Below are 21,724 nucleotides of genomic sequence, written 5' to 3'. Positions count from 1 at the left end.
ATCAGGCCTCCGGAGCTTCGAAGGACGTCGTGCGGGACATCCCGGCGGCACGGCCCTTGCCCGCGACGACCAGGGCCATCTTGCGGCTCGCCTCGTCGATCATCTCGTCGCCGAGCATCGCCGAGCCCTTCTTGCCGCCCTTCTCGGAGGTGAAGTACTCGTACGCGTCGAGGATCATCTCCGCGTGGTCGTAGTCCTCCTGGGAGGGGGAGAAGACCTCGTTCGCGGCGTCGACCTGCCCGGGGTGCAGCACCCACTTGCCGTCGTAGCCGAGCGCGGCGGCACGCTGGGCCACCGTGCGGAAGCCGTCCACGTCCTTGATCTGCAGGTACGGGCCGTCGATCGCCTGGAGGTCGTGCATGCGGGCGGCCATGAGGATGCGCATCAGGATGTAGTGGTAGGCGTCCGCGTCGTAGCCGGGCGGCTGCTCGCCGACGACGAGCGACTTCATGTTGATGGACGCCATGAAGTCGGCCGGCCCGAAGACGATCGTCTCCATGCGGGGCGAGGACGCGGCGATCTCGTCGACGTTCACCAGGCCCTTGGCGTTCTCGATCTGGGCCTCGATGCCGATGCGGCCGACCTCGAAGCCCATCGTCGTCTCGATCTGCGTCAGCAGCATGTCCAGGGCCTGGACCTGCTGGGCGTCCTGGACCTTCGGCAGCATGATGCAGTCGAGGTTCTGCCCGGCGCCCTCCACGACGGTGATCACGTCGCGGTAGGTCCAGTGCGTCGTCCAGTCGTTGACGCGCACGACGCGGGTCTTGCCGCTCCAGTCGCCCTCGTTGAGGAATTTGACGATGGTGTGCCGGGCGTCCGGCTTGGCCAGCGGCGCACAGGCGTCCTCCAGGTCGAGGAAGACCTGGTCGGCGGGGAGGCCCTGCGCCTTCTCCAGGAAGCGCGGGTTGCTTCCGGGCACGGCCATGCAGGAGCGCCGCGGGCGCAGCGTGCGGGATGCCTGGCCGGTGTCCGGCGACGGGGCTGTCATGCGGGGACCTCCAGGGGGTCGAGCTTGTTCGCTGTGCGGATTTCGTTGACGATACGGCCGATGATCTCGGTGATGCCGAAGTCCTTCGGAGTGAAGACGGCGGCGACTCCGGCCTCGCGCAGCGCCGCGGCGTCCGCCGAGGGAATGATGCCGCCGACGATCACCGGGACGTCGTCCGCGCCCGACCGGCGCAGCCTCTCCAGCACGTCCGGTACGAGCTCCGCGTGCGAGCCGGAGAGGATGGACAGGCCGACGCAGTGCACGTCCTCGGCGACCGCGGCCGAGGCGATCTGCTCCGGTGTGAGCCGGATGCCCTGGTAGATCACTTCGAAGCCCGCGTCGCGGGCCCGTACGGCGATCTGTTCGGCTCCGTTGCTGTGCCCGTCCAGGCCGGGCTTGCCCACGAGCAGCCGGAGCTTGCCCACGCCCAGTTCCCCGGCCGTCAGCTCCACGCGGCGCCGCACGTCGGCCAGCGCGGAACCCTCCTCGGCGGGCACCGCGACGGGGGCGCTGCTGACGCCGGTCGGCGCGCGGAACTCGCCGAAGACCTCACGCAGGGCCCCGGCCCACTCGCCGGTGGTCACGCCCGCGCGGGCGCACTCCAGCGTCGCCTCCATGAGGTTGGCGTCGGTGGCGGCGGTGTCCTTGAGCCGCCGGAGCGCGCGGGACGCGCCGGCGTCCGGCGACTCGTCGCGGTCGGCACGCCAGCGCCGGACGGCCTCCGCCACCTGGGCCTCGGTCGCCGGATCGACGGTGTGGATGGCCGTCTCCAAGTCCGCCGTCAGCGGGTTCGGTTCCGTCGACTCGTAGCAGTTGACGCCGACGATCTTCTCCTCGCCGGACTCGATGCGGCCGCGGCGCTCGGCGTGCGAGGAGACCAACTGCGACTTCAGATAGCCCGATTCGACGGCTGCCATCGCCCCGCCGAGCTTCTCGATGTGCTCGATCTCGGCGAAGGAGGCGTCCACGAGCTCGTTCACCTTCGCCTCGATCACGTGCGATCCGGCGAAGATGTCGTCGTACTCCAGCAGGTCGCTCTCCATCGCGAGGACCTGCTGGATGCGCAGCGACCACTGCTGGTCCCAGGGCCGCGGCAGGCCCAGGGCCTCGTTCCAGGCGGGCAGCTGGACGGCGCGGGCGCGCGCGTCCTTGGAGAGGGTGACAGCCAGCATCTCCAGCACGATGCGCTGGATGTTGTTCTCCGGCTGCGCCTCGGTCAGCCCGAGGGAGTTGACCTGGACGCCGTAGCGGAAACGGCGCTGCTTGGCGTTCTCGATCCCGTACCGCTCGCGCGTGATGCGGTCCCAGATGCGGGTGAAGGCCCGCATCTTGCACATCTCCTCGACGAAGCGGACGCCTGCGTTGACGAAGAAGGAGATCCGGGCCACGACGTCGCCCATCCGCTCCTGCGGCACCTGCCCGGAGTCGCGCACGGCGTCGAGTACGGCGATGGCCGTGCTCATCGCGTACGCGATCTCCTGGACCGGTGTGGCACCGGCCTCCTGGAGGTGGTAGCTGCAGATGTTGATCGGATTCCACTTGGGGATGTTGGCGACGGTGTAGGCGATCATGTCCGTCGTCAGACGCAGCGAGGGCCCCGGCGGGAAGACGTGCGTGCCCCGCGAGAGGTACTCCTTGACGATGTCGTTCTGCGTCGTCCCCTGGAGCTTGGAGATGTCGGCGCCGTGCTCCTCCGCGACGACCTGGTACAGCGCCAGCAGCCACATGGCGGTGGCGTTGATCGTCATCGACGTGTTCATCTGCTCGAGGGGGATCCCCTCGAACAGCCGCCGCATGTCGGCCACATGGGAGACCGGAACCCCGACGCGGCCGACCTCGCCACGCGCGAGGACGTGGTCGGGGTCGTAGCCGGTCTGCGTCGGCAGGTCGAAGGCGACCGAGAGTCCGGTCTGGCCCTTGTCGAGGTTTCGCCGGTACAGCTCGTTGGATGCCTCGGCCGTGGAGTGACCCGCGTACGTGCGCATCAGCCACGGCCGGTCCTTGGCTCGCTCAGGCATGCTTGCCGGTCCGCTGGCCTTCGGTGTCCCTGCTGTGCTTGCCGGTCCGCTCACCTTCGGTGTCGCGGAACAGGTTGATCGCGTCCAGGTGCTTGGCGCGCTTCTCCGTGTCGCGGACGCCCATGCCCTCCTCGGGAGCCAGCGCGAGGACGCCGACCTTGCCCTGGTGGACGTTGCGGTGCACGTCGTGGGCGGCCTGGCCGGTCTCCTCCAGGTTGTAGGTCCGCGAGAGCGTCGGGTGGATCTTGCCCTTGGAGATGAGGCGGTTGGCCTCCCACGCCTCGCGGTAGTTGGCGAAGTGCGAGCCGACGATGCGCTTGAGCGACATCCACAGGTAGCGGTTGTCGTAGGTGTGCTCGTAGCCCGAGGTGGAGGCGCAGGTGACGATGGTGCCGCCCTTGCGGGTGACGTACACGCTCGCCCCGAAGGTCTCCCGCCCGGGGTGCTCGAAGACGATGTCGACGTCCTCGCCGCCGGTCAGCTCGCGGATACGCTTGCCGAAGCGCTTCCACTCCTTCGGGTCCTGGCTGTGCTCGTCCTTCCAGAACTTGTAGCCCTCGGCGTTGCGGTCGATGATCGCCTCGGCGCCCATGCGCCGGCAGATCTGCGCCTTCTGCTCGCTGGAGACGACACAGATCGGGTTGGCGCCGCCGGCCAGCGCGAACTGCGTGGCGTACGAGCCGAGTCCGCCGCTGGCGCCCCAGATGAGGACGTTGTCGCCCTGCTTCATCGCCGCGCCGTTGCGGGAGACCAGCTGCCGGTAGGCGGTGGAGTTGACCAGACCGGGAGCGGCGGCCTCCTCCCAGCTGAGGTGGTCCGGCTTCGGCATCAGCTGGTTCGACTTGACCAGCGCGATCTCGGCGAGCCCGCCGAAGTTGGTCTCGAAGCCCCAGATGCGCTGCTCCGGGTCGAGCATCGTGTCGTCGTGCCCGTCGGCCGCCTCCAGTTCCACCGACAGGCAGTGCGCGACGACTTCGTCGCCCGGCTGCCAGGCGTTGACGCCCGCGCCGGTGCGCAGCACGACGCCGGCGAGGTCGGAGCCGATGATGTGGTACGGGAGGTCGTGCCGCTTGGCCAGCGGTGAGAGGCGTCCGTAGCGCTCCAGGAACGCGAAGGTGGACACCGGCTCGAAGAGCGAGGTCCACACGGAGTTGTAGTTGACGGAGGAGGCCATCACGGCCACCAGCGCCTCACCCGGCCCCAGTTCGGGCACGGGCACCTCGTCCAGGTGGAGGGACTTGCGGGGGTCCTTCTCCCGGGAGGGGAGACCGTCGAACATTCCGGCCTCGTCCCGGTGGACGGTCACCGCCCGGTAGGACTCCGGGAGGGGAAGGTTCGCGAAGTCTTCGGCGGTCGTGTCGGACGCGAGGATCGCGTCGAGGATCTTGTTCACGGTAATGCCTCCGGCGAAGCGCTGTTGAGGGAGACGCTTTGAGGGTCGTCGGGTGTGAGGCAGAGCCGTCGGTTCGGCGGGTGATGCTGTTTGGCGGCGCTGGTGAGCGCGGATTGCCTGTGACGCAGGCGTCCGGGCACGTACGGGTGTGGTGCCGTCGGGACAGCACCCGGACATGCATCAAGGTATGACACCCGGTGCCAGCGCACAAGACACTGCGTGCCAATAATTTCTCTCACTTGATGTGAGGGCGCGCACGCATGAGCGCTCCGGTGTGGAGCCGGCTCTCCGCTGTGGAGCCGGCGCCGGAGGCTGCCGTCTGTGTCTGTGTCTGTGCCTGTGCCGGGCGAGGGGGCGGTCCGCGTGCCGCGCTGCGGGTCGAGCCGACCCGCAGCGCAGGTGCCGGCCCGCTACGGCCCCGTCCGCGACGGCGGCCCACGCCGCGTACGGCGTACGACGTGCGGCGTGCGGCCCCGCGGGCGCTCCACGCGGTCGCCTACGACCGCGGCCGCTGCGCCCCCGTCTCCTGCAGGTCGCGGTGGGAGATCTTGCCGCTGGCCGTGAGCGGCAGCGCGTCGAGGAAGTGGATGCGGCTGGGCAGCTTGTACGCGGCGATCCGCTTCTTCAGGAACGTCATCAGCCCCTCGGCCGTGAGCCCGCTCCCTTGCCGAGGGACCACGAAGGCCACCGGTACCTGGCCCTGCTCGGAGTCCGGCGCTGCGACGACCGCCGAGTCGGCAACCTCCGGATGCTCGTCGATCGCCGACTCGACCTCGCCGGGGGTGATCTTGGAGGTGCGGCGCACGATCAAGTCCTTGATGCGGCCACGGAACCACCAGAGCCCGTCTGCGTCCTGCGAGCCCATGTCGCCGGTCCGCAGCCATCCGTCCGACCGCGACAGCCGGGTGAGCTCCTTGTCGTCCCAGTAGTGACTCATCACCATCGGCCCCCGCACCAGCAGTTCACCGGTCTTCTCGTCCGTGCGCAGCTGCGTGCCGTCCACGGGCGTGCCGATGCAGTTGTCGCCGTGGGACCCCGGGTCGCGCTCGACGGTGAGCCAGATCGCCTCGGTCAGGCCGTAGCCCACGCCGATGGGGAGCCCGGTCAGCGCTCTGAAGTCGCGCTGCAGTGCGCCGGGCACGGTGTCGCCGCCGGTGTAGACGCCGCGCAGCGAGGAGAACCATGCGTGCTCCGCCCGCGGCTCGCGGGCGAGCCGGGCCAGGACGTCGACGTGGGTGCAGATCAGGGTGGGCCGGTGGGCGAGCAGCCCCGAGGTGTAGCTCTGCAGGTCGAAGCCGTCGTACAGCACGGCCTTTCCGCCGGCCAGCAGGGTGCTCAGCGTCTCGATGAACCCGCTGACGTGCACCAGCGGATCGCACACCTGCACCACGTCGTCGGCGCGGATGCCGCCCATCGCCTCACAGGTGCTGGTGAGCATGGCCAGGGCGGAGCCGTGGCTGTGCACGACCCCCTTGGGCTCTCCGGACGAGCCCGAAGTGAAGAACAGTGCGGCCGGGCGGTCCGGGGCGGGCGGCGGCGGATCGCTGCCGGGCCCGGAGGTCAGCAGGGGGGCGAACGGCTCGAAGCGCCCGCTGCGCCCGGCGACCAGGATCCGGACGCCTGCCAGGACTGCCGGGTCGACACCGGCGAGCCGGTCCGTCCGGCTCTCGTCGAGGATCAGCCAGCGCGGGCGTGCGCGCCGGAGCGCCCGCTCCAGCTCGGGCGGTGCGTAGCGCGTGTTGACCGGCGTGGCGACGGCCCCCGAACGGAAGCAGGCCAGGTACACAAGGGCGGCCTCGGGGCAGGTCGGCAGCATGAACGCCACCCGCTCGCCCGCCAGTTGGTCCATCTCCGCTGCCAGGGCTCCGGCCGCGGCGGCCACGTCGCCGTACGTCCAGTGCCGTCCCTCGTGCACCAGGGCGACCGGCTCGGGCGGGTGACCTGCGAGCAGGCGGCTGAGCTGCGGCGAAGCGTTCTCGGCAGGCATGGCGTCCTCCTGGTCCGCTCGGTCCTGTCCCTGTGCTTTCCGACTTCCCGAGGTCAGCCGGATATGCCCGGAAAGTTCGTGGTATCCGCCCTCCGAGAGGGCGCGGGCGACCTCCGTCCGTGCGAAGGCTCGGCCGAACAGGCCGTGGTCCGCCCGTTGCTTTTGGTTTCCCGGCCGCCCGGGGACCTCTGGATCCGTTCGTTGAGTTCGGGTACCGCGCCACGACGGCGCACGAGTCGAAGCCGAGGAGACCCATGGGTTGGACACGGACACGTCGCGCGGCCTGCTCGGCCGCTCTCGCCACAGTGATCACCGTCTCGGTGACGGCCCTCTCGCCGGCCGGCGCCGAGAAGAGGGCCGCACCGGCGCCGTCCTCCGTCGCCGCCGCGGCCGAGCAGCCCGGCGGGTCGAAGACTCCGCAGCCGCCTCAGCTCCCGCGGAACTTCCGCGCCAAGGGCAAGTGGATCGTCCGTGACCTGGGCATCACGGTCCCCTTCACCTGGGAGGGGAAGAACGGCGACAGCCAGATGACCGCCGGAGGCCCGCAGTACCCGATCTGGTTCACGAACCTGATCTACCGCAACACGCTCTACACGATCACCTTCAAGTGGCCGGGCCTGAACGTGCATCCGTGCTCGCAGATCCCCGGCTTCAACCTGCGGACGCTGAACCGGTTCCTCGCCGGTTCACGGTTCGTCGGACGGGAGACCCTCCGGCTGAACAAGCCCCGGCACGTGAATCACTGGAGAGTCGGAGTGGTCCTGCCGGAGCGGCCTCCGGGGCTGGAGTTGCGGTTCCCGATCGCGCTCGCCGACGTCTATGTCGACGAGCGCAACAGAGGGACGTTCTGGCAGTTGCTGCAGTTCGGTCTCCAGAATCTCTACGACCCCGAACTGGACGAATGGGCGAAGCTGGACAGCTTCGTGCACAAGCCCGGGAAGGTGAAGCTCCCCGCGGAGTGCGCCGCTCCCGGCACGCAGGCTTCGTCCTCGAAGCGCTCCTGACGCAGGGCGCACAGCCCGGCGGGCCCGCGGTGGCGGCTGCGTCCCGCGGGCCCGTGCCGTTCGGGCCCTGCCACGCTCTGCCACGCGCTGCCACCTCGGTCACACCCGCCGGAACTCCGCCCGCCACCGCAGAACGTGCGGGTCGCCCGGGTGGGGCACCTGCTCGACCTCCGCTGTCCGCATGCCGCGGACCGCGAAGGATTCCACTTCGGACCTGGTGAGCGGCCACGGCGGACCGTCTACCTGCTCGCCCTCCTCGCGGGCGGCGGAGATGACCACCAGCCTCCCGCCGTGCGCCACCGTGCGGACCACGTTGCCGATCGCCTCGGCACGTACCGGGAGGGGCAAGGACTGCACGGTGACCGATTCCACGACGAGGTCGAAGGCACCCGCCCACTCCGCCGGCGGGTCCAGAAGGTCGGCCACGACGTAGTCGACGGCCGAGTCGGGGAAGCGCTCACGGGCGCCGCGGACCGCGGTCGGCGAGATGTCGAAGGCGGTCGTACGGAATCCGAGCCCCGCCACGAATTCGGCGTCCCGCCCGAGCCCGCAGCCGACGACGAGCGCCCGCTTCCCCGCCCCGTCCAGGCCCTGCCGCTCTGCCCAGCCGGCCAGCAGCGCGTTCGGCTCGCCGCGGTCCCACGGCACCGTCGCCTCGCCGGCGGCGGCCAGGGCGTACAGCCGCTCGAACCACCCCGTCGGGTCGTTCTCGGCGAGCGACTCGGAGGCCAGCCTGTTCGCGTCCACTTCACGGTCGTCGGTCATGGAGCCAGCTTCGCCGAAGCGGCGCGCGCGTCCACAGCCCCCGGCGGGGGCTCAGTCCCGCAGCGCCTCCTCGATCGTGCGCATGATCTCGCCGATCGGAGCGTCCGTGCGGGCGACGGTGACCAGCACCTCGTCCTCCCGCGTCGTCGCGGCCCGGGCGGTGCCGTCCGCACCTCCGGCGGGCTCCGGGACCGCCAGGCGGTTCGCTCCGAAACCCGTGCCGAAGGTCCTGCGCACGATCGCGAACGCGTGGTCCAGCTGCGCTTCCACATCGCCCACTCCGCCGCCGCGCAGCCACCGGCGCAGCACGTGGTTGTGCGCCGTGACGACGGCCGAGGCGGCGACCTCCGCGAGGAGCGGATCGTCGTCGCCGTCGCGGTGTGCCGCCTCGTCGAAGTGGCCCAGCAGATACCGGGTGAAGAGCCGCTCGTAGCGCGCGACGGAGGCGATCTCGCGCTCGCGCAGCGCCGGCACCTCCCGTGTCAGCTTGTAGCGCTCGACGCTGCCCTTGGGCGACGCCGCGTACATCCGCATGACCTCTTTGATGCCGCGGCACACCGTGTCGAGCGGGTTCTCGTGCGGGGGCGCGGCCTCCAGGACGGCCTGTGCCCGCACGAGGGTGTCGTCGTGGTCCGGGAAGATCGCCTCTTCCTTGGCGCGGAAGTGCCGGAAGAACGTGCGCCGGGCGACGCCCGCCGTCGCGGCGATCTCGTCGACCGTCGTGGCCTCGTACCCCTTCGTCGCGAAGAGTTCCATCGCCGCCGCCGCCAACTCGCGTCGCATCCTGAGGCGCTGGGAGGACGCGGCAGGCGAACGGGACGGCTTCGCGGTGTCTGACATGTGGGGAACGTTACATGCCGTGACGTACTCGGGGGGCGGGCCGCTTGCGGAAGGCTCAAGCAGCCCGCCCCACCGGTTGTCCCGCTTCACAGACGCGTCACCGCCGTGCGTACTCGCGGAATCCCCGCCCCGTCTTGCGGCCCAGGCAGCCTGCCGCGACCAGGTGTTCCAGCAGCGGCGCGGGCGCCAGCCCCGGGTCGCGGAACTCCCTGTGCAGCACCTGCTCGATGGCGAGTGAGACGTCCAGCCCGACGACGTCCAGCAGTTCGAAGGGCCCCATCGGGTAGCCTCCGCCGAGCCTCATCGCCGCGTCGATGTCGTCGAGCGAGGCGTAGTGCTGCTCGACCATCTTCACGGCGTTGTTGAGGTACGGGAACAGCAGCGCGTTGACGATGAACCCCGCGCGGTCGCCGCAGTCCACGGGGTGCTTGCGGATGCCTGCGCAGACCTCGCGGACCGTGGCGTGAGCCTCGTCCCCGGTCAGCACCGTGCGCACGACCTCGACGAGCTTCATCGCCGGCGCCGGGTTGAAGAAGTGCATGCCGATGACGTCCTGCGGTCGGGACGTGGCGCGGGCGCAGGCCACCACCGGGAGGGAACTGGTGGTCGTGGCGAGCACCGCGCCGGGCCTGCACACCTCGTCGAGCCTGGCGAAGAGTTCCCGCTTGACCTCCAGGTCCTCCGCGACGGCCTCGACGGCCAGGTCGACGCCGGACAGAGCCTCCAGCGAACCGGCGGGGGTGATGCGGCCGAGCGCGGCGACCCGGTCGTCCTCGCTCATCCGGCCCTTCTTCACCGCGCGCTCGAAGGACTTGGCGATGCGGTCCTTGGCCGTCTGCGCCTTCTCCTCGCTGCGTGCGGCCAGCACCGTCCCGTATCCGGCCTTGGCGAAGACCTCCGCGATGCCGCTCGCCATGGTGCCCGAGCCGGCGACGCCGACGGTGGAGACGGGACGGCCCCCGGTGCGTGCGGCGTCCCCGTCCGGGGTTTCGGAGTCGGCGACGACGACGGACGAGCCGGGAGCCTCGTAGGAGTAGAAGCCCCGGCCTGCCTTCTGGCCCGTCAGACCGGCGTCGCTCAGCTGCCGCAGGATCGGTGCGGGCGCGTGCAGCCGGTCGTGCGAGTCGGCGTACATGGCGTCCAGCACGGTGCGTGCCGTGTCGATGCCGATGAGGTCGAGCAGGGCCAGCGGTCCCATCGGCAGCCCGCATCCGAGGCGCATCGCGCTGTCGATGTCCTCGCGGCTGGCGTAGCGCGACTCGTACATGGCGGCGGCCTGGTTGAGGTAGCCGAACAGCAGCCCGTCGGCGACGAATCCGGGCCGGTCGCCGACCGCGACGGGCTCCTTGCCCAGTTCGCGCGCAAGGTCGGTCACGGCGGTGACGGCCTCCGGCGAGGTGAGCACCGAGGAGACGACTTCGACGAGCTTCATCGCCTGCGCGGGGTGGAAGAAGTGCAGTCCCAGCACGCGTTCGGGGCGGTCCGAGTCGGCCGCGAGCCGCGTGACGGAGAGTGCGTTGGTGCCCGTCGCGAGGATCGTGTCCGGCTTGACGACGGTGTCGAGCGCCGCGAAGACCTGGCACTTGGTGTCGTAGTCCTCGGGCACCACCTCGATGACGAGGTCCGCCTCGGCGGCGTCCTCCAGGTCGGTGGAGGTGCGGAAGCGGGCCAGGGCGTCCCGCCGCTCGGCCTCCGTCATCCGCTCGCGCCGGACGGCGCGAGCGGTGGAGGCTTCGAAGGCTTCGGTGGCGTGACGTGCGGCGGCGTCACTGATGTCGATGCCGATGACTTCACGGCCAGCCCGGGCGAGGACGTCGGCGATGCCGGTGCCCATGGTGCCGAGACCGATGACGGCGATGGTGTGCAGAGGCGGACGGTCCATCACGGGACTCCAGGTGTGACGACTGACGAATGGGGTGTGCCGGCCGCGCGCACAGCACGGGGAGGTGCGGGGCGCGGCTGCAAGGCAGCAGATTCGAAACTCTGGGAATTCGGGAAGCCGGACGGGAATCGGGGTCAACCGGCCCTGTCCCAGGGGCCGTTCCGTACAGGCGTGCATGCCCGGGCACTGCCGCGGCGGTACGCCGCGTCCCGGACCCCCGCCGAACCGACTTCTCTCTCGGGCGGCTGCGTCACCAGGCCGCCTGAGCGGGGGCGCCGCTCTGACGAGCAGCTTAACTCGTGGGTAACCAATGCGCCAGGGGTATGGCTCTTCCAGGGCTGTGGGACGGAGCACGTGGGGGAGGGAGCGCAAGTGGCCGACGCATTCCGATCGTTGATCGATCGCGTCCGGGCGGAGGCGGACCCGGTCGAGTACGAGCGGCTGGTCGCACTCGCGAGGGAGGACACTCCCGCGGCACGGGACGAACTGGCGTCCGTGCTGTCGGAGAGCCAACGCCCGTTGTGGGCACGGGAAGTTGCGGCGTTCGCGCTCGGCAGCGCGGGGGACAGGCGCAGCTTCGAGACCTTGATCTTCATGCTGAACTACCGCGACCCCGTGCGCTGCGCCACCGCCGCCCACGCCCTGGCACGGCTGAGGGACCCCCGTACCGCACGCGCCGCCGCCGCTCTGGCCACGAACGAACTGCGCACCGGCTACGCGCTGCACGCCGTGCGGCTGCTCACGGCGTTACGGGCGCCCGAGTCCGTGCCCACTTTGATCTCCGTCCTCCAACGGCTGCTGATGGGACCGGTGCACTACTGGCCGATCGCCGAGGCGTGCGTGCAGGGCCTGGGCGCCCTGGGGGACCGGCGCGCCATCGCGGTGCTGGCGGCGGCTGCCGAGCACCACCGGCTCTCACCGTTCGCGAAGGCCGCGCTGGCGCGCATCCCCGCGGCGCAGGGGCGGCCCCGCAGAAGGGCGGTCAGACCGAACAGCTGCCCGTGACCGGCAACGGCCGTCCGTAGCGCACGATCGGGATGTGCGTGCCCTGTCCGTCGAGGTCGTAGGTGTCCTGGGCGCCGTCCGGTGCGAAGCCCGCCCGAGCGGCCGGGATCGCCGGCTGCCTGAGCCGGTACGGCTCACGCAGCGGACGCAATCCGGACGGTGGATGTCGGGTATCGGCGGCAGCATGGACGCATGACCGAGAGCTGGGCGGCCTTCCGCGCCGCCGAACCCGAGTTCGCCGACGCCGTACGAGCCCGCTTCCAGGCTTTCCAGCACCACGTGCTCGCCACCATCCGCCCCGACGGGGCGCCCCGCCTGACCGGCCTGGAGGGTGACTTCAGGGGGGACGAGCTGTGGCTGGGCATGATGATCGGCTCCCGCAAGGCGCTCGACCTGCGCCGCGACCCCCGTTTCTCGATGTACGCCAACCCCGGCACGGGTACGGGAATGGGCGGCGGCGACGTGCGCATCTCCGGACGCGCGGTCGAGGTGACGGACCCGGAGGAGTTCGCACGCTACGCCGCCGGTGCGGCGGAGGGCGAAGTGCCCGAGCGCTTCCACCTCTTCCGCGCGGAACTCTCGGAGGCCGTGCGGATCACGATCGAGGACCCCCACATCGTCTTCCAGGTCTGGCACCCGGGCCACGCGCTGCGCACGATCCGGCGGGCCGACGAGGACAGCACCGTCTACGAGGACGGCTGAGCCCTCGCGGGCACGGAGACGCTCTGGCCGGTCCCTGTCGCTGCCGCACGCGTGGCCGCTTCGGCCGCGGCGACCGCCGTCAGGCCGGCGTGCGCGCCGGCGACCGGTGTGGAACCGTCCGCCGCGCAGTGCAGCAGGTCGGCGACGGCGGCCCGCACGCTCTCCGCGTACACATGGGGTTTGCGGGCCTCGCCGCCGAGGTCGATCACGGCCTCCGCGCGGTGCGGGACGCTGCGTGCGACGCCTCTGCCGCGGGCGGGACGGGTCCCGCCCGCGCCCCGGTGCACGGTGACGGCGACGCGTTCGCCGCCGTGCGGGCGGAAGCCGGGAACGGCAAGCAACTCAGCGGTCCTGGAAGGGATTTCCTCCCACCGGGCTGCGCCCTCCTCGTCCGTCCACGCGATGACGGCCGCGTACGTCGGGATCCACCCGGTGATGCGCGACTCGGCGAAGCCGTGGTCCAGGCGCATCAGCTGGCGCTCGCACCGGTGGGCGTGGGTGAAGGAGTGCAGGTGGGTGGCGAGGACGCCGCCGGGGTGCACGGCGTCCGCGATCACCATGTCGACGGGGCCGCCCGGGCGCTGCACGGCCGTGGCGCTCACCGACTCGGGCTCGCTGCCGAGCAGCGCGCGGGCCGCGTCGAAGAAGTGGACGCCGTGCTCGATGAAGATGCCCCCGCTGTGCGCGGGGTCCCAGAACCAGTGGCCGGGGCCGAGGTCTTCGTCGGACGCGTCGTTCTCGAAGAGGAAGCGGCGGGGCGGGTCGAGGAGTCCCTCCGCGGTCAGCCGCTGCAGCGCACGCAGCAGCGGGTTGTAGCGAAGGACGTGGTCGACGGCGAGAGTGCCCGGCGAACGGTTCACCTCGTCCCGCACCCGGGCGGCGTCCTCGGTGGTGGTGGCCAGCGGCTTCTCGCAGAAGACGTGCTTGCCCGCGCGGAGAGCGCCGATGGCCATCCGGGCGTGGGTGGCTGGCGGGGTGGCAAGGGCCACCACGTCCACGCCGTCCGTGGCGAGCAGGGAGCCGAGGCCGTCGCACACCGTCGCGCCGTGCCGTGCGCCGAGCGGCCTCGCGCGCGAGGCGTCGGGATCGGCGACGGCGGCGATGCGCAGGCCGGGCAGGCCGGCCACGGCATCCAGGACGTACGCCCCGAACGATCCGCAGCCGACCAGCCCGAGGCCGAGGGGCGGCGCCGTCATGTGGCGCGTTCCAGGAGGGCGACGCCGATGTGGGCGTCGGCCATGCCGTAGAAGACGTACAGCTTCCCGCCGACCTCCTCGATGGCCGTGGGGAAGACGACGTTCGGGACGGTGCCGGAGCGCTCCTCCTCCGTCTCGGGGGCCATCATCGGCTCGTCGGAACGGGCCAGCACCTTCGACGGGTCGGCGGGGTCGAGGATCATCGCCCCCGCGGCGTACGAGACCCGCTGGTTCTGCTCGAAGGGATCCTCGATGGAGCCGGACACGCCGTGGTGGATGAGCAGCCAGCCTTCGTCGACGCGGACGGGGGCGGGGCCGGCGCCGATCTTCAGTGCTTCCCAGGGGTGTTCGGACAGGGCGACCAGGCGGTGCTGCCGGGGGCGCACCAGGGCGCGGATGTCCTGTTCGGCCTCGGCGGCCGGGACGTAGGAGATCCAGATGCCGGGGCGTTCGTCGGTGACGCCGGCGGGCAGGTGGGTGCCCTCGCCGGGACGGAACCAGCCCAGGTCCCACATGGGCCGGTGCAGCATCGCGTATGCGGGTTCGCCGTCCGGGCCGGGGACGGGTTCGGGGAAGTGGACGACGTCCTTGTTGGGGAAGAGGTTGAGGTCGGTGTCGAGGCCGGGCTGGTACTCGAACTGGATGGGCCCGAGGCGGGTCCAGTCGGTGAGGTTCCCGGAGACGGCGAGGGCCGGCTTGGGGCCGAGGGGGCCGTATGCGACGTAGGACATGACGTACTTGCCGAGGGAGGGGACCCAGGTGGTGCGGGGGTCCTCCACGCCGGCGTTGTTCTTGCCGCGCTCCCAGCCCTCGTCGGGCGCCAGCACGACGCCGCGGCGCTCGACGCCGGAGGGTATGCCGTCGGTGAAGGTGACCTCGGCCAGCCCGACGCGCGAGACGTTGCCGCCGGCCACCAGGCGGGGCAGCAGATGCAGTGTGCCGTCGGGGGTGCGCCCGGAGGCGGGGTTGAGGACGCCCTCCCTCTCGTTGGCCTCACCGGGCAGTGGCGACATGACCACGCCCAGCCGGCGCAGGGTGTAGGGGATGTTCGTGCCGGTCTTGTTGTTGGGAGGTGTGTCGGTGCTCAAGTGTCAGCCCTTTATGCCGGATCCGAGGTCGGTGGAGACGAAGCGGCGCTGGAACGCGAGGAACAGCGCCACCGCCGGGGCCGCGAGCACGCATGCCCCGGCGAGTATCGCGCCGTACGGGTTGGCGGCCCGCCCGGCGACGTTGGAGATGTAGTTGGCCAGTGCCACGGCCAGCGGCTGCATGTCCGAGTCCTTGGTCACGAGGAACGGCCAGAGGAACTCGTTCCACGGGCCGATGAAGGTCAGCAGCACGGTGGTCAGCAGGGCCGGCTTGCACAGGGGGGCCGCGATCCGCAGCATGATCGCCAGCTCGCTCGCCCCGTCGATCCGCGCGGACTCGAACAGCTCCCGTGGAAGCTGCAGGAAGAACTGGCGGAAGACGAAGACGGCCGTCGAGTTGATCGCGAACGGCAGGATGATGCCGAGGTAGGTGTCGGCCAGCCCGTAGCTGCGGACGATCATCACATAGAGCGGGATCATCAGCAGCTGGAACGGAACCAGCTGCACCAGGAGCACGGTGCCGAAGACGGCGCCTCTGCCGCGGAAGTGCATCTGCGCCAGCGCGTAGCCCGCCAGGAGGCCGAAGACGACGGTGCACAGGATGACGCCCCCGGTGAATATCCCCGAGTTGACGACGGCCCTCAGCAGCGGAACCCGGTCGTTGATGGCCGTGTAGTTGCCCAGCGTGAGGCCTGACGGGTCGGGCAGTACGTCCGACGGTTCGGAGCTCGGCTCGGACTGCAGCGAGCCGAGCACCATGGAGTAGAAGGGGAAGAGGAACGCGCACGCGCCGGCGAGCAGCACGAGCAGCCGAGGTATCCGGTGGATTCGGCGTGCGTTGGCGGCGGGCATCACGGCTCAGCCCCTTTCCGTCAGCTTGCGGTTGATCAGTGAGACGGCCAGCACGAACAGCACCAGCAGCACCCCGATCGCGGCTGCGACATCCGGACTTCCCTGCTCGATGCCGCGCTGATACATGAGCAGGACGGGGGAGGCGGACGCTCCGTCCGGACCGCCGCCTCCCGTGAGCAGGTACGGCTCGGTGAACAGGTTCGCCCCGGTGATCGTGGCCACGATCACCACGAGTGTCGTCGCCGGGCGCACGCCCGGCACCGTGATGGAGAGGAACTTGCGCACCGTGGACGCGCCGTCGGTGTCCGCCGACTCGTAGAGCTCCTTCGGCACGTTCTGCAGCGCCGCGAGGTACAGCATGATGAAGAAGCCCAGCTGCTTCCACGCGACGAACACCGCGATCAGCGGCATCGCCAGAGTCTCGTTGACCAGCCACGACGGCTCCGGAGCCAGCCGTCCCAGAACCTCGTTCACCAGGCCGCCGCTGCTGAAGAGCCACACCCAGATGCCGACCATGGCCACGCTTGCGGTGATGTACGGCAGGTAGTACGCCGCGCGGAAGAACGAGCGCATCGGCAGCCTGGCGTTGAGCGCGGTGGCCAGTACGAGCGAAAGACCCACGGTCAGCGGTACGTTGAAGACAAGGAAGACGGCGATGTTGCCGAATGCCTGACGGACGTCCGGGTCGCTCAGCACGGCGGCGTAGTTCTCGAAGCCGACGAACGGGTACTCCACGATGGCGTTCGGCGCGGCGAAGAAGTAGTCGTGGAACGACATCCACACCGCGAACCCGAACGGGTAGGCGAAGACCACCGCGACGAACGCCAGATACGGCGAGACGAACCCGAGCCCCAGGAGGTTGCGGCCGAAGGACCGCCGCGTGCTCCCGGGGCGCGTGCCGCCCCTCGTGGGCGAGGACATCAACTGCACCTCCCTGCGCTGGTCACTTCTGGCCGGCGAGCTTCTCGACCTCGGCAGCCGCCTTCTTGAGCGCGGTCTGCGGGTCCGCCTTGCCGAAAATGACCGAGCGCGAGTAGGCGTCCCGGAACTTCTGCCACACGGAGATCGACTGGGGCACGTTGGGCACCTCGACGGTGTTCCCGGCCGCCTGGGCGTAGGTCCTGTACTTCGCGTTCTTCGCGAAGAAGTCCCCGTAGGTGCCCGTCAGATCCTCCCGCACCGGCATCTGGCCGGTCGTCTCCAGCAGCTTGCCGTCCTGCTCCTTGCTGCTGGCGAACTTCAGTACCTCCCAGGCCGTACCGCGGTTCTTGCAGGAGTTGAACATCCCCACCGACTTGGCGTCGCTGAAGGTGCGGGTCTCCGCGGCCGGCCGGCCCTTCGACGTGGGAACAGGGACCACGCCGTAGTCGACCTTCTTGTCGTAGACCTTCACGGCCCACGGCCCGGCGATGGTCATGGCGGCCTTGCCGTCGGCGAACGCGTCCCCGTTGTACTTCTCCTTCTGCGACAGGCCCTTGTCGTACATCGACCGCCAGAAGTCCGCGACCCGCTGCCCCTCGGGGCCGGTGAACTGCGCCTTGCCGTCCTCCAGGAGCTGCTTGCCGCCGCTCTCCGCCGCGAAGAGCGGATAGAAGTCGAACCAGGACTGGAAGAACTCCGAACTCGGCGCGGGCCAGACCGCAGCCTTCACCCCGCCCTTGTCGACGAGCTTCTCGGACGTGGCCAGGAAATCCTTGTACGTCTTCAGGCGGGGCTTGTCGGGGTCGAGTCCGGCCTTTTCGAAGACGTCCTTGTTGTAGGAGATCATCACCGGGTTGGACTTCCAGGGCAGCTGGTAGTACTTGCCGTCCTCCGACTTGTACTGCTCGGCCGCGTCTCCGGAGCGCTTCTGGATGTGCTCCGTGGCACCGGGGAAGTCGTCGAGGGGCACCAGGCCGCCCTGCTTCTGGAACTGCGACACGGCCGCCGGGGAGGTGTTGAAGACCAGACAGGGGGCGTTGCCCGCGGTGATGGCCGCTCCGATGACCTCCTCGGAGCTCTTTCCGGCCGGGATCTCCTGGGCACGGATCTTCTCGTCCGGGTGCGCGGAGTTCCAGGACGCGACCATCTTCTTGGCCCAGGCGATCTCGTCGGGGTTGTTGGCGTACCAGATCTTGATCGGGCCCTTGGAGGAGGCGGCTTTTGCGTCACCGCCGTCGGAGCCGCCGCCGCAGGCACTGAGCGGCAGCACGAGGAGGGCCATGGCGAGGGGAAGTGCTCGTTTCATGAGGAACTCCGTGGTTCGTCGTCGGCTTGGGAGGCTCTGGGGCGGGGGAGGCCGCCCGGTGCGGGTGGTGCGGTGGATCGTCGGAGAACCAGCTCGGCCGGCGGCAGGTCGACACTCTCCGCGCTGCCCTTCTCCACGAGTTGGAGCAGGGCGCGGGCGGCGGCGCGGCCCATGGCGAGGGCGTCCATCCGCACCGTGGTGAGCGACGGGTGCACGTGGCGGGCCAGTTCGGTGTCGTCGAAACCGGTGACCGAGAGGTCGTCGGGAATGCTCAGGCCGAGTTCGTGCGCGACGGTGATGCCCGCGATCGCCATCAGATCGTTGGCGTAGACGATGGCGCTCGGCGGCTCGCCGTCCTGGAACAGGCGCCGGGTGGCCGCGGCACCGCCGGCAGCGGTGAAGTCCCCTGCCGCCTCCGGCCCCGGAGGCAGGCCGAGGCCGCGCAGCGTGTCCGCCCAGGCGTCACGTCTCCGGCGGCCGTGGACGAACTGCTGGGGCCCGGCCACGTGCGCGATGCGCCGGTGCCCGAGCGCTGCCAGATGCTCCACGGCGGCGCTGATCCCGGTGCGTTCGTCCAGGTTCACGGCGGGGAAGGCGGGCGACGTGTCCGGAGTCTGCAAGGTCACGGCCGGCAGCCGCAGCTCCTGAAGGAGCGGCAGCCGGGGATCGTCGCCCACCCGCAGGTCGGAAAGGAAGACGCCGTCCACCCGCCCGTCGTCGGCGAGTTGACGGTATCCGTTGGCCTCCTCTTCCCAGCCGCCGGTGACGACCCGCAGGACCAGGGCATGCCCCACTTTGGCCAGCTCGGTCTCCACTCCAGCGATGAAGGCGGGGAAGAAGGGGTCCGCGCCGAGCAGTTCGGCGGGCCGGGCCATCACCAGGCCGAGCGCGAACGCCCGGGAGTAGGACAGAGCCCGGGCCCGGTGGCTCGGCCGGAATCCCAGCTCCGTCGCCGCGGCCAGGACCCTTTCCCTGGTGTCCGGTGCGACGCCGGGGCGGTTGTTCAGCACGAAGGACACCGTGCCTTTGGACACGCCGGCGGCGCGGGCGACGTCGGCGATCGTCGGGCTTCGGCGCACGGTCTCCCCTCTCGGACGGTGTGGGTGGTGCCGGCCGTCGCTGCGTGCGAGAGCCGGAACAGTCGGCTGAAGCGGTCGCTCGTCATGCAGCCTGGGCAGGCACTTAACCGGTTTAAAACGGAGCCCGTCAAGAGTTCTGGCTGCAGTTTTCAAACCGGTTTGAGAGAGGGGTGTTCTCCAGTCGGTTCCCTCAGGTGCCGGAGGACTCCGCGTGAGCGTTCACAGCACACGACAACTGTTCCGGGAAGGCAGGCAGTTGGCAGGCAGATGTCAGGCGCTGGACGGCAGGTCCTGGTGCGGGCAGGTCCTGGTGCGGGCGCCCGCGTCGAGGAGAAGTGAGAAGCCCTTTGGGTCTTCATGGCTGCTGGTGCGGGAGCGACGGCGGGCCCCTGCATCGAGCAGGGGCCCGTTCAGGTAGCCGGATGTGCTGGAGGCGCCGGCCCCTCTGCGCTGTCGGGCCGCGGCCGGCATCCCATCGGGTCGCCGCCGACGGGGCCGTGCGTGCCGGATGGCGGTCGGCGTCAGCGGATGACCGCGTACGCCTCGACTTCGAGCAGCAGGTCGGGGTGGATGAGTGAGGAGACCTGGACCGCCGTGCTCGCCGGCGGCCGCGTGACGTCGATGCAGGAATCGCGCGCCTCGCGGACCGCAGGCAGGATGCCGACGTCCGTGGTGAAGAAGGTGAGCTTCACGACGTCCTCGAACCCGGCGCCCGCAGCGGCAAGACAGCGGCGCAGATTCGCGAAGACCTGCCGGGCCTGCGCGGCGGGATCTCCGCGGCCGACGACGTCGCCCTTCTCGTCGAGCGCGATCTGCCCGGAGACGGCGACGAACCGGCCTTCGCCCCATACGACTTGGCTGTACCCGTTGCCGGGTGCTACGCCCTGCGGGGCGCTGATGTGAGTGAGTTCGGACATGCGGCGATCGTCGTGCCTGCGGCGCGGATGTGCGAGCGGATTTCTACAGCAGGGTCAGCTGCGTGCAGTCGGGGCTGTCCGGCTCCTGCTCGCCGGCCCTGTCGGGGCGGGCGTCGATGCGCCGGTGGGTGCCGGGTGAGGCGGGTCCGATGCCGTACTCGGCGGCCAGTTCGTGCACCTGACGGGTGATGCGGCGCTGGTACCACTTGGGGGCGTAGGCACCGTCCGCGTACAGCCCCTCGTAGTGCCGCACCAGTCCCGGGTGGTGCTTGGCCAGCCACTGCATGTACCACTCGCGCGCCCCGGGCCGCAGATGCAGCGCGAGCGGGGTGACGGACGTGGCTCCGGCGGCGGCGATCGCCCGTACCGTCGTGCGCAGTTGGGCCGGGGAGTCGCCGAGGAACGGGATGACCGGGGCCATCAGCACGCCGCACGGGATGCCCTGGCTGCTGAGGGCGCGGACCACGTCGAGGCGGCGCTCGGGTGCGGGGGTGCCCGGTTCGACGGTGCGCCACAGCTCCTCGTCGGTGAACCCCACGGAGACGGAGACGCCCACGTCGGTGACGGCCGCCGCCGAGCGCAGCAGGTCCAGGTCGCGCAGGATGAGCGTCCCCTTGGTGAGGATGGAGAACGGGTTGGTGTAGTCCCGCAGCGCCGTGAGGATGCCGGGCATCAGGCGGTAGCGTCCTTCGGCCCGCTGGTAGCAGTCGACGTTCGTGCCCATCGCTATGTGCTCTCCGCGCCAGCGGCTCGACCCCAGTTCACGCCGGAGCAGTTCGGGGGCGTTGACCTTGACGACGATCTGCGAGTCGAACCCGGCGCCCGTGTCGAGGTCGAGATAGCGGTGCGTGCCGCGGGCGAAGCAGTACACGCAGGCGTGCGAGCAGCCGCGGTAGGGATTGACCGTCCATTCGAACGGCATGCGGGAGGCCCCCGGCACGCGGTTCACGATGGAGCGTGCCCGCACTTCGTGAAAGGTGATCCCGGCGAATTCGGGGGTGTTGAAGGTGCGGGTGACCACGTCCGTACCGAAGAGGGCGGGGTTCACCGCCGACCCGTCGCCGCTCAGGTTCTCCCAGCGCATGGACCCTCCTCGTGCAGCGTGCCGTTCGTACAGAGAATAGAACATCTGTTCCCACATGCTCGTCAAGCCGATTTGGGCCCCCGTTCGCGGGGTGATTGGGTTGCCGGTGCCAAGCGGGACGCAACGGACGCGGTGAACAGCAGGAGGAGCACATGGCGCAGGTCGAGTCGAGAACCCATCGCGAGATCGCAGCGGAACCGGAGGCGGTGCGCAGCGCTCTCGCCGACTACAGCGGAACCCGGCCGAAGCTGCTGCCCGGTCACTTCAGCGAGTACGAGGTGCGCGAGGGCGGCAAGGGTGCGGGCACCGTCGTGCACTGGAAGATCCAGGCCACCAGCAAGCGGGTCCGCGACTGCCTCGTCGACGTCAGCGACTCGGCCGGCGGGGAACTGGTCGAGAGTGACCGCAACTCCACGATGGTCACGACCTGGCAGGTCGGGCCGGGCGCCTCGGAGGGCACCTCCCGCGTCACGGTGAAGACCACATGGACGGGTGCGGGCGGTGTCGCCGGCTTCTTCGAGCGGACCTTCGCGCCCAAGGGCTTGGCCCGCATCTACGACGAGATGCTCGCCAAGCTCGCCTCGGAGACGGAGAAGTGAGGCGGAAGTAGCGGAAGAGCGGGTGTGCGGCCGCACACCCGCTCACCGGATCGAGTGGTTCTCGCGCGGACGCGGACGGCGTGCGCCCGGGCCCTCCC

At 70.3% G+C, this 21,724-nt stretch carries 20 protein-coding genes; 4 read left to right on the top strand and 16 right to left on the bottom strand.

The features are described from left to right. Position 1 precedes the first annotated feature (1 nt). The 4 genes from H180DRAFT_RS18075 to H180DRAFT_RS18060 form a co-directional block, all read right to left on the bottom strand. Entirely contained in the window at positions 2-988 is a 987-nt protein-coding gene (locus H180DRAFT_RS18075; RefSeq protein ID WP_055487127.1) for an HpcH/HpaI aldolase/citrate lyase family protein, read from the bottom strand. After that, on the bottom strand, positions 985-3,006 hold the full coding sequence (locus H180DRAFT_RS18070; protein WP_055487126.1) for a protein meaA: 2,022 nt from the start codon (positions 3,004-3,006) through the stop codon (positions 985-987). Before H180DRAFT_RS18070 ends, H180DRAFT_RS18075 begins: the two co-directional genes overlap by 4 nt. Further along, positions 2,999-4,399 (bottom strand): crotonyl-CoA carboxylase/reductase, encoded by a 1,401-nt coding sequence (ccrA, locus tag H180DRAFT_RS18065; protein WP_055487125.1) that lies wholly within the window; start codon positions 4,397-4,399, stop codon positions 2,999-3,001. Before ccrA ends, H180DRAFT_RS18070 begins: the two co-directional genes overlap by 8 nt. A gap of 496 nt (positions 4,400-4,895) precedes the next feature. After that, positions 4,896-6,386: a class I adenylate-forming enzyme family protein gene (locus H180DRAFT_RS18060; protein WP_055487124.1), complete on the bottom strand. Its 1,491-nt coding sequence runs from the start codon at positions 6,384-6,386 to the stop codon at positions 4,896-4,898. Between the two features lie 254 nt (positions 6,387-6,640). Between H180DRAFT_RS18060 and H180DRAFT_RS18055 the strand changes: the two genes are divergently transcribed. After that, entirely contained in the window at positions 6,641-7,390 is a 750-nt protein-coding gene (locus tag H180DRAFT_RS18055) for a hypothetical protein (RefSeq protein ID WP_139151407.1), read from the top strand. A 99-nt stretch (positions 7,391-7,489) separates the two neighbouring features. On the opposite strand, the gene H180DRAFT_RS18050 is transcribed toward H180DRAFT_RS18055, so the two are convergent. The 3 genes from H180DRAFT_RS18050 to H180DRAFT_RS18040 all read right to left on the bottom strand — a co-directional run bounded on the left by H180DRAFT_RS18050 (position 7,490) and on the right by H180DRAFT_RS18040 (position 10,877). Next, positions 7,490-8,155 (bottom strand): class I SAM-dependent methyltransferase, encoded by a 666-nt coding sequence (locus H180DRAFT_RS18050; protein WP_055487122.1) that lies wholly within the window; start codon positions 8,153-8,155, stop codon positions 7,490-7,492. Between the two features lie 51 nt (positions 8,156-8,206). Beyond that, a complete protein-coding gene (locus tag H180DRAFT_RS18045; RefSeq protein WP_055487121.1) occupies positions 8,207-8,995 on the bottom strand; it encodes a TetR family transcriptional regulator in 789 nt (262 codons plus the stop codon). A gap of 97 nt (positions 8,996-9,092) precedes the next feature. After that, positions 9,093-10,877 carry a 3-hydroxyacyl-CoA dehydrogenase family protein gene (locus H180DRAFT_RS18040; RefSeq protein ID WP_055487120.1) on the bottom strand — a complete coding sequence of 595 codons (1,785 nt, stop codon included), beginning with the start codon at positions 10,875-10,877 and terminating at the stop codon, positions 9,093-9,095. Positions 10,878-11,249: 372 nt separating this feature from the next. Here H180DRAFT_RS18040 and H180DRAFT_RS18035 point away from each other — a divergent pair, with 372 nt between their 5' ends. After that, the gene (locus H180DRAFT_RS18035; protein ID WP_055487119.1) at positions 11,250-11,882 is read left to right on the top strand and encodes a HEAT repeat domain-containing protein; all 633 of its coding nucleotides are present in this window, start codon (positions 11,250-11,252) and stop codon (positions 11,880-11,882) included. On the opposite strand, the gene H180DRAFT_RS29890 is transcribed toward H180DRAFT_RS18035, so the two are convergent. Then, positions 11,860-12,033: a hypothetical protein gene (locus H180DRAFT_RS29890; RefSeq protein ID WP_159033587.1), complete on the bottom strand. Its 174-nt coding sequence runs from the start codon at positions 12,031-12,033 to the stop codon at positions 11,860-11,862. The genes H180DRAFT_RS18035 and H180DRAFT_RS29890 overlap by 23 nt on opposite strands. Before the next feature lie 41 nt (positions 12,034-12,074). Between H180DRAFT_RS29890 and H180DRAFT_RS18030 the strand changes: the two genes are divergently transcribed. Beyond that, positions 12,075-12,584, top strand: coding sequence for a pyridoxamine 5'-phosphate oxidase family protein (locus H180DRAFT_RS18030; protein ID WP_055487118.1), 510 nt, complete (start codon positions 12,075-12,077; stop codon positions 12,582-12,584). On the opposite strand, the gene H180DRAFT_RS18025 is transcribed toward H180DRAFT_RS18030, so the two are convergent. The 8 genes from H180DRAFT_RS18025 to H180DRAFT_RS17990 all read right to left on the bottom strand — a co-directional run bounded on the left by H180DRAFT_RS18025 (position 12,569) and on the right by H180DRAFT_RS17990 (position 21,027). After that, positions 12,569-13,780, bottom strand: coding sequence for a Gfo/Idh/MocA family protein (locus H180DRAFT_RS18025; protein WP_055487117.1), 1,212 nt, complete (start codon positions 13,778-13,780; stop codon positions 12,569-12,571). The genes H180DRAFT_RS18030 and H180DRAFT_RS18025 overlap by 16 nt on opposite strands. Beyond that, positions 13,777-14,793 carry a glycoside hydrolase family 130 protein gene (locus tag H180DRAFT_RS18020; protein ID WP_055487245.1) on the bottom strand — a complete coding sequence of 339 codons (1,017 nt, stop codon included), beginning with the start codon at positions 14,791-14,793 and terminating at the stop codon, positions 13,777-13,779. The genes H180DRAFT_RS18025 and H180DRAFT_RS18020 overlap by 4 nt, the downstream gene beginning before the upstream one ends. A 78-nt stretch (positions 14,794-14,871) precedes the next feature. Further along, a complete protein-coding gene (locus H180DRAFT_RS18015; protein WP_055487116.1) occupies positions 14,872-15,720 on the bottom strand; it encodes a carbohydrate ABC transporter permease in 849 nt (282 codons plus the stop codon). Positions 15,721-15,726: 6 nt separating this feature from the next. Continuing rightward, complete coding sequence (locus H180DRAFT_RS18010; protein WP_055487115.1) at positions 15,727-16,641, bottom strand: carbohydrate ABC transporter permease; 915 nt, start codon at positions 16,639-16,641, stop codon at positions 15,727-15,729. A gap of 22 nt (positions 16,642-16,663) precedes the next feature. Next, positions 16,664-17,947 carry an extracellular solute-binding protein gene (locus tag H180DRAFT_RS18005; protein WP_055487114.1) on the bottom strand — a complete coding sequence of 428 codons (1,284 nt, stop codon included), beginning with the start codon at positions 17,945-17,947 and terminating at the stop codon, positions 16,664-16,666. Then, positions 17,944-18,957: a LacI family DNA-binding transcriptional regulator gene (locus tag H180DRAFT_RS18000; RefSeq protein ID WP_368073134.1), complete on the bottom strand. Its 1,014-nt coding sequence runs from the start codon at positions 18,955-18,957 to the stop codon at positions 17,944-17,946. Before H180DRAFT_RS18000 ends, H180DRAFT_RS18005 begins: the two co-directional genes overlap by 4 nt. 590 nt (positions 18,958-19,547) lie before the next feature. Then, positions 19,548-19,943 carry a RidA family protein gene (locus tag H180DRAFT_RS17995; protein ID WP_055487112.1) on the bottom strand — a complete coding sequence of 132 codons (396 nt, stop codon included), beginning with the start codon at positions 19,941-19,943 and terminating at the stop codon, positions 19,548-19,550. Between the two features lie 43 nt (positions 19,944-19,986). Then, the gene (locus H180DRAFT_RS17990) at positions 19,987-21,027 is read right to left on the bottom strand and encodes an Rv2578c family radical SAM protein (RefSeq protein ID WP_055487111.1); all 1,041 of its coding nucleotides are present in this window, start codon (positions 21,025-21,027) and stop codon (positions 19,987-19,989) included. 152 nt (positions 21,028-21,179) lie between these two features. Between H180DRAFT_RS17990 and H180DRAFT_RS17985 the strand changes: the two genes are divergently transcribed. Next, positions 21,180-21,626, top strand: coding sequence for an SRPBCC family protein (locus tag H180DRAFT_RS17985; RefSeq protein ID WP_055487110.1), 447 nt, complete (start codon positions 21,180-21,182; stop codon positions 21,624-21,626). Positions 21,627-21,724 lie beyond the last annotated feature (98 nt).

Origin of the sequence: Streptomyces sp. WMMB 322, from assembly GCF_900090145.1 — a bacterium.
Lineage (GTDB): Bacteria > Actinomycetota > Actinomycetes > Streptomycetales > Streptomycetaceae > Streptomyces.
This window is presented reverse-complemented; position numbering and strand designations above follow the sequence as displayed.

Excerpts from the sequence above, each read along its gene's own strand:
- H180DRAFT_RS18075 (WP_055487127.1), bottom strand. The coding sequence starts at position 988 with ATGACAGCCCCGTCGCCGGACACCGGCCAGGCATCCCGCACGCTGCGC.
- H180DRAFT_RS18070 (WP_055487126.1), bottom strand. The coding sequence starts at position 3,006 with ATGCCTGAGCGAGCCAAGGACCGGCCGTGGCTGATGCGCACGTACGCG.
- H180DRAFT_RS18060 (WP_055487124.1), bottom strand. The coding sequence starts at position 6,386 with ATGCCTGCCGAGAACGCTTCGCCGCAGCTCAGCCGCCTGCTCGCAGGT.
- H180DRAFT_RS18055 (WP_139151407.1), top strand. The coding sequence starts at position 6,641 with ATGGGTTGGACACGGACACGTCGCGCGGCCTGCTCGGCCGCTCTCGCC.
- H180DRAFT_RS18050 (WP_055487122.1), bottom strand. The coding sequence starts at position 8,155 with ATGACCGACGACCGTGAAGTGGACGCGAACAGGCTGGCCTCCGAGTCG.
- H180DRAFT_RS18045 (WP_055487121.1), bottom strand. The coding sequence starts at position 8,995 with ATGTCAGACACCGCGAAGCCGTCCCGTTCGCCTGCCGCGTCCTCCCAG.
- H180DRAFT_RS18040 (WP_055487120.1), bottom strand. The coding sequence starts at position 10,877 with ATGGACCGTCCGCCTCTGCACACCATCGCCGTCATCGGTCTCGGCACC.
- H180DRAFT_RS18030 (WP_055487118.1), top strand. The coding sequence starts at position 12,075 with ATGACCGAGAGCTGGGCGGCCTTCCGCGCCGCCGAACCCGAGTTCGCC.
- H180DRAFT_RS18025 (WP_055487117.1), bottom strand. The coding sequence starts at position 13,780 with ATGACGGCGCCGCCCCTCGGCCTCGGGCTGGTCGGCTGCGGATCGTTC.
- H180DRAFT_RS18020 (WP_055487245.1), bottom strand. The coding sequence starts at position 14,793 with ATGTCGCCACTGCCCGGTGAGGCCAACGAGAGGGAGGGCGTCCTCAAC.
- H180DRAFT_RS18015 (WP_055487116.1), bottom strand. The coding sequence starts at position 15,720 with ATGCCCGCCGCCAACGCACGCCGAATCCACCGGATACCTCGGCTGCTC.
- H180DRAFT_RS18010 (WP_055487115.1), bottom strand. The coding sequence starts at position 16,641 with ATGTCCTCGCCCACGAGGGGCGGCACGCGCCCCGGGAGCACGCGGCGG.
- H180DRAFT_RS18005 (WP_055487114.1), bottom strand. The coding sequence starts at position 17,947 with ATGAAACGAGCACTTCCCCTCGCCATGGCCCTCCTCGTGCTGCCGCTC.
- H180DRAFT_RS17995 (WP_055487112.1), bottom strand. The coding sequence starts at position 19,943 with ATGTCCGAACTCACTCACATCAGCGCCCCGCAGGGCGTAGCACCCGGC.
- H180DRAFT_RS17990 (WP_055487111.1), bottom strand. The coding sequence starts at position 21,027 with ATGCGCTGGGAGAACCTGAGCGGCGACGGGTCGGCGGTGAACCCCGCC.
- H180DRAFT_RS17985 (WP_055487110.1), top strand. The coding sequence starts at position 21,180 with ATGGCGCAGGTCGAGTCGAGAACCCATCGCGAGATCGCAGCGGAACCG.